Source organism: uncultured Sphingomonas sp., from assembly GCF_913777625.1.
GTDB lineage: Bacteria > Pseudomonadota > Alphaproteobacteria > Sphingomonadales > Sphingomonadaceae > Sphingomonas.
The window spans coordinates 153,888-166,437 of record NZ_CAJYTI010000026.1; the positions used below are offsets into that span (position 1 = coordinate 153,888).

At 67.5% G+C, this 12,550-nt stretch carries 5 protein-coding genes and 1 pseudogene; 5 read left to right on the forward strand and 1 reads right to left on the reverse strand.

From position 1 onward, the window contains the following. Window positions 1-94 precede the first annotated feature (94 nt). From QZ814_RS14155 to QZ814_RS14175, 5 genes are all read left to right on the forward strand, one after another. Window positions 95-1,291 carry an efflux RND transporter periplasmic adaptor subunit gene (locus tag QZ814_RS14155; RefSeq protein WP_294333368.1) on the forward strand — a complete coding sequence of 399 codons (1,197 nt, stop codon included), beginning with the start codon at window positions 95-97 and terminating at the stop codon, window positions 1,289-1,291. Between the two features lie 4 nt (window positions 1,292-1,295). Further along, a complete protein-coding gene (locus QZ814_RS14160; protein ID WP_294333370.1) occupies window positions 1,296-4,442 on the forward strand; it encodes a CusA/CzcA family heavy metal efflux RND transporter in 3,147 nt (1,048 codons plus the stop codon). After that, window positions 4,442-5,887, forward strand: a complete 1,446-nt coding sequence (locus QZ814_RS14165; protein ID WP_294333372.1) for an efflux transporter outer membrane subunit — start codon at window positions 4,442-4,444, stop codon at window positions 5,885-5,887. The genes QZ814_RS14160 and QZ814_RS14165 overlap by 1 nt, the downstream gene beginning before the upstream one ends. A 556-nt stretch (window positions 5,888-6,443) precedes the next feature. Next, window positions 6,444-8,213, forward strand: a complete 1,770-nt coding sequence (locus QZ814_RS14170; RefSeq protein ID WP_294333381.1) for a M14 family metallopeptidase — start codon at window positions 6,444-6,446, stop codon at window positions 8,211-8,213. Between the two features lie 348 nt (window positions 8,214-8,561). Further along, entirely contained in the window at window positions 8,562-10,283 is a 1,722-nt protein-coding gene (locus tag QZ814_RS14175) for a methyl-accepting chemotaxis protein (RefSeq protein ID WP_294333383.1), read from the forward strand. A gap of 57 nt (window positions 10,284-10,340) precedes the next feature. Here the strand turns inward: QZ814_RS14175 and QZ814_RS14180 are convergent. Further along, a pseudogene (locus tag QZ814_RS14180) lies at window positions 10,341-12,550 on the reverse strand (CusA/CzcA family heavy metal efflux RND transporter); the annotation flags it as partial.

Consider the following 12,550-nt stretch of genomic DNA (forward strand, 5'->3'; position numbering starts at 1 on the left):
CACCGTCGAGACGTGGGTGGATATACCAAGGTATAGCGGGCCGATACGGCTGGGCGATTGCCGATAAACCGGGCCGCTCTCTACCGCGAAGGGCATGACCTGCTTTCCCCGCGACCGGCGGCTCTGGACCGCGCTTGCCCCCGTCAGCCTGGCTCTGATGCTGGGTGCCTGTTCCTCGTCCCAGGACGCCGCGCCCGCCCGCAAGGACGCACTGCCCCCCGGCGAGTTCCGGCCGACCGATCAGCAATGGGCCAATCTGCGCTTCGTAAAGGCAGGCGGCGACCAATATGCGCCCGCGCTGCTGACCGACGGCCAGATCGCGACCGATGACGATCGGACGACGCAGCTCTTCTCGCCGTTCACGGGGCGGATCTCGCAGATCTTCGTGAAGCCGGGCGACGTGGTCCGGCGCGGCCAGCCCATCTATGCCATCGCCGCCTCCGAACTGGTGCAGGGGCGTAGCGACATCGCCACGGCGCAGGCCGCCGTCGTCGCCGCGCGCAAGGCGCTGACCACCGCCGAGGCCAATGCCGCGCGGCAACAGGCGCTGCTGGCGGTGCAGGGCGCGGCGCAGCGCGACGTGCAGCAGGCCCAGTCCGACCTCGCCAATGCGCGCAGCACGCTGGCGAGCAGCGAGGCGCAGCTGTCGGCGGCGCGCGGGCGGCTTCAGGTGCTGGGGCTGGGCGGTGCGGGCGGCAGCGGCCGGGACGAGGCGATCGTGCGCAGTCCGATCGACGGCACCGTCACCGCGCGCAATGCCGGCGTCGGCCAATATGTCGAAAGCGCGGCGGCCGGGGCGAGCACGCCGCTGTTCACCATCAGCGACCTGTCGCATGTCTGGCTGGTCGCCAATGTGCGCGAGGCGGATGCGGGCAAGCTGCGGCGCGGCGCGCTGCTGTCGGTCCAGGTCCCCGCCTTTCCGGGGCGTCGCTTCGACGCGCGCGTCTATTATGTTGCGCCGGTCGTCGATCCCAATACCCGCCGCATCGTCGTCCGCGCGCAGATCGCCAACCCGGACGGCGCGCTGCGCCCCAATATGTTCGCCAGCGCGCGGCTGTCCGACGGGGCGACCGTGCAGGCGGTCGAAATCCCGGCGATCGCCGTCCTCTACGAAGGCGACGACGCGCATGTCTGGGTCGCGCATCCCGAGCGGCACAGCCTGTCGCTGCGCGCGATCCGCACCGGCACCAGCACGGGTGATGCGGTGACGGTGACGCAAGGCCTGGCCCCCGGCGAGCAGGTCGTGACCGCGGGCTCGGTCTTCATCGACCGCGCGAACGGCGGAGACTGATCCGATGGGCGCCGTCGTCAATTTCGCGCTGAAGCGCCGCTGGCTGGTCCTGCTCTTCCTCGTCATCATGCTGGGGGCGGGGGGCTTTGCCTTCAGCCGCCTGAATATCGAGGCCTATCCCGATCCCGTTCCCCCGCTGGTCGACATCATCACCCAATATCCGGGGCAGTCGGCCGAGGAGATCGAGCGCAACATCACGATCCCGATCGAAATCCAGCTGGCGGGCATCCCGCATGTGAAGACGGTGCGCACCATCTCGCTGTTCGGCCTGTCCGACGTGAAGGTGCAGTTCACCTATGACTATACCTATGAAGAGGCCGAGCAGCGGGTCATCAACAAGCTGAGCCAGCTGTCGCCGCTGCCCGGCGGCGTCCAGCCGCAGCTGTCGCCCGAAAGCCCGATCGGCGAAATCTATCGCTACCGCGTCGTCGGCCCGCCCGGCTATTCGGTGACCGACCTGAAGACCATCGAGGACTGGATGCTGGAGCGCCGGTTCAAGGCGGTGCCGGGCGTGATCGACGTGTCGGGCTGGGGCGGCAAGACCAAGACCTATGATGTCGAGGTCGACAAGCAGGCGCTGATGGCGAACGGCCTGACGCTGGGCCAGGTGCTTCAGGCGCTGAACAACGCCAATATCAATGTCGGCGGCCAGACCATCGACCTTGGCCCCAAGGCGGCGATCGTGCGCGGCGTCGGCCTGATCCAGTCGCCCGACCAGATCCGCAACACCTTCCTGAAGACCGTCAACGGCGCGCCCGTCTTCGTGCGCGACGTGGCGAAGGTCGGCGTCGGCCATCTGCCGCGCCTGGGCATTGCGGGCCAGGATCAGGACAATGACATCGTCGAGGGCATCGTCCTGATGCACCGGGGCGAGAAGAGCTCGCCGACCATCGCCGCCGTCGAGGCGGAGGTGCAGAAGATCAACAATTCCAACATCCTGCCGCCCGGCGTGAAGATCGAGCGCATCTACGACCGCAGCCAGTTGATCGACCTGACCACCCACACGGTCATGCACAATCTGCTGTTCGGGGTGATCCTGATCTTCCTGATCCAGTGGGTGTTCCTCGGCAATCTGCGCAGCGCGATCGTGGTCGCGGCGACCATCCCCTTCGCGCTGTTCACCGCCGTCATGATCCTGGTGGCGCGCGGCGAGTCCGCCAATCTGTTGTCGGTCGGTGCGATCGACTTCGGCCTGATCGTCGACGCGACGGTCATCATGGTCGAGAATATCTTCCGCCATCTGTCCGAGGCGCCCAATGTCCGCTTGCGCAAGGACAAGCTGATGGCGCGCAAGATCGCCGTCATCGCCGAGGCAAGCGGCGAGGTGAACCGCGCCATCTTCTTCTCGGCGGCGATCATCATCATGTCCTTCCTGCCGCTGTTCACCCTGACGGGGATCGAGGGGCATATCTTCGGGCCGATGGCGCGCACCTATGCCTATGCCATTGCGGGCGGGCTGGTCGCGACCTTCACCGTGTCGCCCGCCCTGTCGGCGATCCTGCTCGGCCTTGACCTGGAGGAGCGCGAGACGGCGATCGTGCGCTGGCTGCATTCGGTCTATCATCCGCTGCTGCACCTGGCGCTGCGCGCACGCGCCGTCACCCTGACCATCGCGGGCGCGCTGTTCCTGCTGGCGGTGGTCGCCGCGCACGGCCTGGGCCTGGAATTCCTGCCGCATCTGGAGGAGGGCAATCTCTGGATCCGCGCGACCATGCCGCAATCGGTCTCGCTGGCGGCGGGCGACGACTATGTGAACCATATGCGCCGCATCCTGGCGAGCTACCCGGAGGTTGCGACCGTCATCTCGCAGCATGGCCGCCCCGATGACGGCACCGACGCCACCGGCTTCTTCAACACCGAATTCTTCGTGCCGCTCAAACCGCGCAGCGAATGGCCGAGCGGCATGACCAAGGAAAAGCTGACCGACGACATGAACCGCAAACTGGCGGCCAATTTCGCCGGGGTCGACTTCAATTTCTCGCAATATATCGAGGACAATGTCGAAGAAGCCGCCTCGGGCGTGAAGGGCGAGAATTCGGTCAAGCTCTACGGCAACGACCTGGAAAGCCTGCAACGCAGCGCCGAGGCGGTGAAGGCGGCGATGGCGAAGGTGCCGGGCATCACCGACCTGTCGATCTTCAATTCGCTGGGCCAGCCGACGGTCAAGATCGACGTCGATCGCGAAAAGGCGGCGCGCTACGGCCTTGCGCCCGGCGACGTCAACGCGGTGGTCCAGGCGGCGATCGGCGGCCAGGCGGCGGGCAATCTGTACGAGAAGGGCAGCGACCGAAACTTCCCGATCATGGTCCGCCTGAACACCGCGCAGCGTGCGACGCTGGACGACCTGCGCGCCATCCCGATCGGCGTCGCCAATGCCAGCGGCGGCACGACGCAGGTGCCGTTGGGCGATGTCGCCAGCGTCAAGCTGATCTCCGGCCCGTCCTTCATCTATCGCGAGCAGCAGACCCGCTATATCCCGATCAAGTTCAGCGTGCGTGGACGCGATCTGGGCGGCGCGGTGGCCGATGCGCAAAAGGCGGTCGCGACGCAGGTGAAGCTGGGCGACGGTCAGCATCTGGAATGGGTGGGCGAGTTTGGCGATCTTCAGGCCGCGCTCGACCGGCTGGAGGTGATCGTGCCGATCACCCTGGTGCTGATCGGGCTGCTGCTGTTCCTCCATTTCTCGTCGATCACCGAGACCCTGCTGGTGTCGAGCGTCCTGCCGATGACCGTGATCGGCGGCATCTTCGCGCTGGCCCTGACCGGCACGCCGTTCAGCGTGTCCGCCGCCATCGGCTTCATCGCGCTGTTCGGTATCGCGGCGATGGAGGGGGTGATCGTCCTGTCCTATTTCCACGAACTGGTCGAGCGCGGGATCGAGCGGAGCCAGGCCCTGGTCCAGGCGGCGGAGACGCGGTTGCGGCCGGTCCTGATGACCTGTCTGGCGGCCTGCCTCGGCCTGCTGCCCGCCGCGATGTCGACCGCGATCGGCGCGCAGGTGCAGCGGCCGCTGGCCCTGGTGGTGGTGGGCGGCATCCTGCTCGCTCCCGCGCTGATCCTGCTGGTCCTGCCGGTGCTGATCGAGATGTTCTCGCCCGCCGGACGGCCCCGGCCGATCCTCGAAGACGATGATGCGGAGGAGGCGAACTGATGCGCCGCAAGCCCTGCCTGATGCTGGCCCTGATGCTTGGTGGCTGCGCGGTCGGCCCGAATTTCCACACGCCCGCCGCCCCGAGCGCGAGCGCCTACACGCCGACCGCCTTGCCCGCGCAGACCGAGGCCGCCCCGGTCGCGGGCGGCGCGGCGCAGAGCTTCCGCTGGGGCGGGGCGCTCTCCTATCGCTGGTGGACGCAGTTCGGCTCGCCCGCGCTCGATGCGCTGGAGGAGGATGCGCTGGCGCACAACCCGGACGTGGAAAGCGCCAAGGCGGCGTTGCGCGCGGCCCGGCAGACCTATCTGGCACAGCGCGGCAGCCTGTTCCCGACCATCGGCGTCAATGCCCAGGTCGAGCGGCAGAAGAATGCGGGCGTCCTGCAATCGCCGCTCAACGACAATTCGGACATCTTCACCCTCTACACGGCGGGCGCGACGGCCAGCTACACCCCCGATCTGTTCGGCGGTATCCGCCGCGGGGTGGAGGGGGCCAAGGCCCAGGCCGAGGCGCAGCGTTTCCAGACCGAGGCGGCGTTCCTGACCGTCACGACCAATGTCGCCAACACCGCGATCACGCTCGCCAGCCTAGACCGCCAGATCGCGATGACGCGCGACGTGATCGCCGCGGACCGCCGCTATCGGGACATCGTGCAGGCGCAGCTCAGGCTGGGGGCGGCGAGCGGCGCGGATGTGGCGGCGGCGCAGCTGGCGCTGTCCCAGGCCGAGGCGACATTGCCGACCCTGACGAAGCAGCAGGCGCAGGCACGCGACTTCCTGGCGGTGCTGACCGGTCGCTATCCGGCCGAGCATTTCGTCGCGCCCGATCTCGACGCGCTGCACCTGCCCGCCGAGCTGCCGGTCTCGCTCCCCTCCGAACTGGTCGCGCAGCGCCCGGACATCCGCGCGGCCGAGGCCAATCTCCATTATGCCTCGGCGCAGGTCGGCGTCGCCATCGCCGCGCGGCTGCCGAGCTTTTCGATCAACGGCGCGGCGGGCGGCACCTCGACCGGCCTGTCGACGCTGTTCCGCGACGGCAATCCCTTCTGGTCGCTGACCGGCGGCCTGCTCCAGCCGATCTTCGAGGGCGGCACGCTGCTCAAGCGGCAACGCGCCGCCGAGGCCACGCTCGACCAGGCCAAGGCGCAATATCGCTCGACCGTGCTGTCGGCGATGCAGAATGTCGCGGATGTGCTCCAGGCCGTGTCCGCCGACGCGCAAGGCCTTCGCGCCGCCGCGCAGGCGGATCAGGCGGCGCGCCACGCACTCGCCATCGCGCAGGATCAGGCGCGGCTGGGGCAGGTCAGCGGTGCGGCGACGCTCAACCTGCAAGCCGCCTGGCTGGGCACGCAATCCGCCCTCGTCCAGGCACGCTCGCAGCGGTTGAGCGATACGGTCCTGCTCTATCAGGCGCTTGGCGGCGGGTGGTGGACACGCAAGTCCTAGAGTTGGTCGACATTCGGTCATGCCCCTTTCCCCTCGCCCCTCGCAGAGGGGAGAGGGTTGCGCAGACTTGGTCTTTGCGAAAGCAAAGGCTTAGTCGGAGCTGGGTGAGGGGTGAAGGCTCGCCTAAGCGAGCGCGAGCCAAAGGCTCGCTCAACCCCTCACCCAAGCTGCGCCAGCCCGCACGCTGGCAAGCTCCGCTAACCCTCTCCCCTGTCCAGGGGAGAGGGAAGAGGGGGGCTGAACGTCGATCGGTTCGAGCCCGAGCCGCATTGGGAATGCCGATCGGGCCGTTGCGCGGATGGCCCGCCACTTCCCGCGCCAATTCGCCTTGCCCGAACGAGATCGGCGGGCGGCCGCCGCGCGGCGGAGCAACGTGTCGGCCATGTTCCGGGGGGTGCATAGAATGAAATGATATATTGTCTTGTTGTGTCATATCCGGCAACAGGCGCGCCTTATGCCCCCTGCGTCATCGAGGATGGCGCACGACAGGATCATGATCGTGACGCACTCTTGCACGCTGCCTTTTCGCCTTATGCCCCTGGCTGCCATGCTCGGCATGGTGGTCGCGCCGGTTGATCCGGTTGCGGCGCAGGGGGGAGCGGCGGGGGGACTGCCCGATGCGATCCTGCCGCCGACCATGCCGTGGACGGGGGCGAGCGAGGGCCTGATCGTCGCGGCGGACGATCCGTGGATCACCCCGGCCGAGGCGGCAGGGTTCCGCACGACGCCGCGCTATGCCGAGGTCCGGGCATGGCTGGAGCGCCTGGCCGCCGCGTCGCCGCTCATCACGGTGAAGGGCTTCGGCCGCACTACCGAGGGGCGCGAGATGATCTATGTCCGGGCCAGCAAGGGAGGGGCGGCGAAGCCCGTCGTGCTGGTCCAGGGCGGCATCCATGCGGGGGAGATTGACGGCAAGGATGCCGGGCTGATGCTGCTGCGCGACATCGCGCTGCGCGGCAAGGACGACTTGCTCGACAAGGTCGATCTGGTCTTCGTGCCGGTCTATAATATCGACGGGCACGAACAGCGAAGCACCTATAACTATCCGCATATCCGTGGCCCCGCCGAAAAGGGGCGCGATGCCAATGCGCGGGACATCGACCTGAACCGCGATTATGCCAAGCTCGACGCGCCGGAATCGCGGGCGATGATCGGTCTGATCCGCTCTCTCGACCCGATCCTCTATATCGACTGCCATGTCAGCGAAGGCTTCGACATGCAGTATGACGTGACCTTCACCTATGCCGGTTGGGGGCGCTATGCGCGCCACCGGGCGACCGCCGCCTGGCTGGAGGGCCGCTTCGGTCCCGCCGTGTCGCGGGCGCTGACCGCGGCCGGGCATGTCCCGACCATCTATCCCAGCCCGATCGACGTCCGCCAGCCCGACAAGGGCATCCGCTACAGCCCCGAAGGGCCGCGCTATTCGACCGGCTATGGCGACTTCATCGCGATGCCGACGGTTCTGGTCGAGAACCATATGCTCAAGCCGTATCGGCGGCGCGTGCTCGGCACCTATGTCCTGATCGAGGCGGCGCTGAAGATCGCTGCGACCGATGCCGCGCGCATCATCGCCGCCAAGGAGGCGGATCGCGCCAGCCGTCCCGCCGAACTGCTGACCCGCTGGAAGCCCGCGCCGACGCCGATCGGCTGGGTCGATGGCTTCAAGGGCGTGGCGTTCGACACCACCATTTCGCCCGCCTCGGGGCGCGCCGAGCAGCGCTGGCTGGGTCGGCCCGTCACCTTCCGCATGCCGATCATCGGCCAGACGCCGACCGAGACGGTCCGTCTGCCGACCGCCTGGTGGGTGCCGCCGTCGCAGACCGAGGTGATCGAGCGGCTGCGGCTGCACGGCATCGCGTTCGACACGATCGCGGCTCCCCGCACGCAGGTCGTCGACCGGGTGAGGCTGATCGATCCGCAGGTGCAGCAGCCCAAGGAAGGTCGCTATCCGATCACCGCGCGGTTCGCGCATGAACGGGCGGCGGAGGTGATGCCTGCGGGCAGTGTACGCGTGCCCGCCGACCAGCCGCTCGGCCTGCTGGCCGCATCGCTGCTGGAGCCGGAAAGCCAGGATTCCTTCCTGGCCTGGGGCTTCTTTCCCGAGATGCTGGCGCCCGCGCCCGACACGGATGCCTATATCCTGGCCGCGCTGGGCGAGCATGTGCTGGCGACCGATGCGACGGTGAAGGCGGCGTTCGAGGCGAAGCTGCGGGAGGAACCGTCTTTCGCCGCCGATCCCGATGCCCGTCTCGCCTGGCTCTATGCGCGGGCCGGGCCGGGGCATCCCTATCCTCTGCGCTATCCGATCACGCGCGAGATCGACTGATGCCACCTGTCCGGGCGTCGAAATTGGTTCCCTAAAACGGAAAAAATCGCGTCCGATGCGGTCGGCGGCGCGATCGGCCAGTTTTTTCGATGACTTTTGGTTTGTTAATGAAATGGATGTTCAATCGCGCCCGATTTCAACAAGTCGGGTGCGAACGGTCATGTCGAAATATCTGCCTCTGATCTAGGCGGCCTGTCGCCGCGATATGTGTAAGGCTTGACCTCCGGCCCAATGTACGGTGCCGCGGGTGGATTATCAGGATATTGTCCCATGCGCTTTTTTGATAACCTTTCGATGGTGAGGAAGCTTGCCCTGTGTCTGGGTATTATATTGGCGCTGACATTGAGCATGAACTTCGTCGTCTATACGAAGAAGAATCAGGTTCGTGAGACGACCGCGATCAACGAACACACGTACAAGGTCATTCTGGCGTCGAGCAAACTGATCGAGGCGATGGTCAATCAGGAGACCGGCCTGCGCGGCTATCTGTTGACCGACAATCGCAATTTCCTGGCACCTTATGCGCAGGGCGGGGCCGACTTTGCCGAGACGGTGAAAACGGCGCGTCGACTGACCAGCGACAATCCCGAACAGCAGGCGCGGCTGGCCGAGATCGCGGCGCTCGCCCGGCGCTGGCGCAACGAGGTGGCCGAACCCAATATCGCGCTGATGGCGACGGCGGCCACCCAGGCGACCGCACGCGCCAGCACCGCGACGGGTCTGGGCAAGACGCTGATGGACCGGCTGCGCGCGCAGGTGGGCGGCGTGATCGCCACGGAAAATGCGCTGCTCGCCAAGCGGCAGGCGTCGCAGGCCGAGGCGTTCGCGACCATCTCGCAGGCGATCTTCGGTGGCATGATCCTCAGCCTGGTGCTGGCGCTCGCCATTCTGGTCCTGCTGGTCCGGCAGATCGCGCGGCCGGTGAATGCGGTCACCACCGGCCTGACTGCGCTGGCGAGCGGCGACATGACGGCGACGTCGGTTGTCGATGACGATCGCCGCGACGAGGTCGGTCGACTGGCGATGGCGCTCGATGCCCTGCGCGGGCAGTTGCTGGCCGCCGACCGCGCCAAGACGGCGCAGACGACGCTGATCGTCGACAGCGTAGGGGCGGCGCTCTCCAAGCTGGCGGAAGGCGATCTGGCGTCGCGCCTGAACCGTGACCTGGACGGCCCCTTCGCCGCGATCAAGAGCGACTTCAACCGTGCCGCTGATGCGTTGCAGGGCGCGATGTCGCAGGTCCTGGTGTCGACGGGCGGCATCATCAACGGCGCTTCCGACATCCGCCAGGCATCGGACGACCTGTCGCAGCGGACCGAGCAACAGGCGGCCAGCCTGGAGGAAACCGCAGCCGCGATGGACGAGATCACGACAACCGTTCGCAAGACCGCCGAGCAGGCGGGGCTGGCGCGCGAGATGGTCGGCCAGGCCAAGGACGAGGTCCAGCATTCCGGCCGGATCATGGAGGATGCGATGGTCGCGATGAACGGGATCGAGCGCGCCTCGACCGAAATCTCCGACATCATCTCGGTCATCGACGGCATCGCGTTCCAGACCAATCTGCTCGCGCTCAACGCCGGGGTCGAGGCCGCACGGGCCGGGGATGCGGGCAAGGGCTTTGCGGTCGTGGCCTCCGAGGTGCGGGCGCTGGCGCAGCGGTCGGCGGATGCCGCCAAGGAGGTGAAGGAGCGGATCTCGGTGTCGGCCCAGCAGGTCCATGCGGGGGTCGGGCTGGTCCATGAAACCGGTCAGGCGCTCAGCCGCATCGTCTCGCGCATCACCGAGATCAACCAGCTGATCGGCGACATCGCCACCTCGGCGGAACAGCAGAGCACCGGGCTTCAGCAGGTCAATACCGCCGTCGGCCAGATGGACATGGTCACGCAGCAGAATGCGGCGATGGTCGAGGAGGCCACCGCCGCCGCCAGGAGCCTGGCCGAAGAGGCCGACGAACTCTCCCGGCAGATGGCGCAGTTCACGATCGCCGGGGGCGGCGCGCGGGGCGTCACCAACGTCTCCAGCCTGGACGAGCATCGCCATCGGCGCACGGCGGGGGGCGTCGCGGCCTGAGCCCCTTTACCGTTCACGCGCGGTCCGCGCCGGTTCTCGCTGTCGGCGCGACCGGCGTCAGGCCTCGGCGGGCGTCGCCGTGTCGTTGCGATCGGTGGAGGACGGGCGGCGGCGCTCGATCCAGGCATAGAGGCTGGGCAGCAGGACCAGGGTGAGGATCGTCGAGGTGATGATCCCGCCGATGACCACGGTGGCGAGCGGCCGCTGGACCTCCGCCCCCGATCCGGTCGCGATCGCCATGGGGATGAACCCGACCGAGGCGACCAGCGCGGTCGACAGGACCGGGCGCAACCGGTCATGCGCACCGCGCCGCACGGCCTCCTCGGCGGGCAGCGGATCACCCTCGCGTCCGTCGCGCAAGCTGTTGATATGGTCGATCAGCACCAGCCCGTTGAGCATCGCGATGCCCGACAGCGCGATGAAGCCGATCGCCGCCGTGATCGAAAAGGGCATGCCGCGCAGCCATAGCGCCAGCACGCCGCCCGTCACCGCGAAGGGTATGCCGGTATAGACGATCGCCGCCTCGCGTACGCTGCCCAGTGCCGCATAGACCAGTGCGAAGATCAGGATCAGCGCGGCGGGCACCACGATCGACAGGCGCTTCTGCGCGGCCTCCAGCTGGTGATATTGCCCTCCGAATTCGATGCGATAGCCGGGGGGCAGCTTGACCTGCCCGTTGATCGCGGCCTGGGCGCGCTGGACATAGCCCGCCAGATCGCTGGTCGACAGATTGACCATCAGCGCGGCGCGGCGGTTGGTGTCGTCGTGCAGGATCGGCTCGACGATGCGGGTTTCCTTCAGCCGGGCGACGCGCGACAGGGGCACCATGCCATAGTCGCCGACCCGCAGGGGCAGCGCCAGGATCGCCGCCGGATCGGCGCGCAGCGAGTCCGGCATGCGGATCACGATGGCGTGGCGGGCGGGGCCGTGCGGGATGAAGCCGACCTCGGCCCCTGCCAGCGCGTCGCGGATCGCGTCGTTGACCGCCTGCGCGCCCAGGTTCAGGCGGATCAGCGCTGCACGGTCCAGTTCGACCACGATGCTCTTGGGGCGGCCGGCCGTCTCGAACTCGACGCCCTCGGTGCCGGGCAGCTTTTCGAGGATCGCCTTGGCCTGTCCGGCGGCGCGTTCCAGCACGTCGTAATCGTCGCCATAAATCTTGACCGACACGTCGGCGCGCACGCCCTCCAGCATCTCGTTGAAGCGCATCTCGATCGGCTGAGCGAATTCGAGATTCTGGCCCCGATAGACCTGGCGCGCGACCTTCTCGATCCCGGCGATCAGTTCCTGCTTGGTACGAGGCATTCCGTCGCCGGTCGGCCAGTCCTTCAGCGGCTTGTAGAAGATATAGAGGTCGTTCTCGTTGGGCGGCATTGGGTCGGTCGCGACCTCGCTGGTGCCGATGCGCGAGAAGGTATGGCTGACCTGCGGGAATTTGCGGCGGATGGCGCGCTCGGTCGCCTGCTCGATGGCGAGGCTCTGCTCCAGCGACATGCCGACCGGGCGATAGACCATCGCGGTGATCGCGCCCTCGTCCAGCTGCGGCGTGAATTGCGAGCCGAGCGACTTGAAGGCGATGAACGCCGCCGCCAGCAGCATCAGCGCCCCGAGGACGAGGATTGCCGGGTGACGCAGCTAGCGTTCCAGTACCGGGGTATAGACCCGCTCGGCGACCGCGACGAAGCCCTTGGGCGCATCCTCGCCATGCGGCCGGGCGGGCGCGCGCAACGCCCAAGCCGAGAGCATCGGCACGATGGTGAAGGTCCAGAATAGCCCGGCGACGATCGCCAGCATCACCGCCTGCGCCATGGGCTGGAACAGCTTGCCTTCGACCCCGCCCAGGCTGAGCACGGGCACATAGACGAGTGCGATGATCGCGATGCCGAAGCAGGTCGGCCGCGCGACCATGCGGGCGGCATGGGCCACCGTGTCGCGGCGTTCGTCGGCGGTGAGCTCCTCGCCCTTTTCGACGCGGCGCAGGGAGAGCAGACGCAGGCTGTTCTCGACCACCACGATCGCGCCGTCGACGATCAACCCGAAGTCGAGCGCACCCAGGCTCATCAGATTGCCCGACAGGCCGATGGCGTGCATCCCGCTGACCGTCACCAGAAAGGCGAGCGGGATGACCAGCGCGACGATCAGCGCGGCGCGCCAGTTGCCCATCACGAACAGCAGCACGATCGCGACCAGCAGCGCGCCTTCGCCCAGATTGCGCTCGACGGTATGGATCGTCTGATCGACCAGATCGGCGCGGCTATATTGCCGGT

What these genes read in the sequence shown, in the direction of transcription:
- QZ814_RS14155 (WP_294333368.1), top strand. Translation starts at nt 95, where the DNA reads ATGACCTGCTTTCCCCGCGACCGGCGGCTCTGGACCGCGCTTGCCCCC.
- QZ814_RS14160 (WP_294333370.1), top strand. Translation starts at nt 1,296, where the DNA reads ATGGGCGCCGTCGTCAATTTCGCGCTGAAGCGCCGCTGGCTGGTCCTG.
- QZ814_RS14165 (WP_294333372.1), top strand. Translation starts at nt 4,442, where the DNA reads ATGCGCCGCAAGCCCTGCCTGATGCTGGCCCTGATGCTTGGTGGCTGC.
- QZ814_RS14170 (WP_294333381.1), top strand. Translation starts at nt 6,444, where the DNA reads ATGGTGGTCGCGCCGGTTGATCCGGTTGCGGCGCAGGGGGGAGCGGCG.
- QZ814_RS14175 (WP_294333383.1), top strand. Translation starts at nt 8,562, where the DNA reads ATGAACTTCGTCGTCTATACGAAGAAGAATCAGGTTCGTGAGACGACC.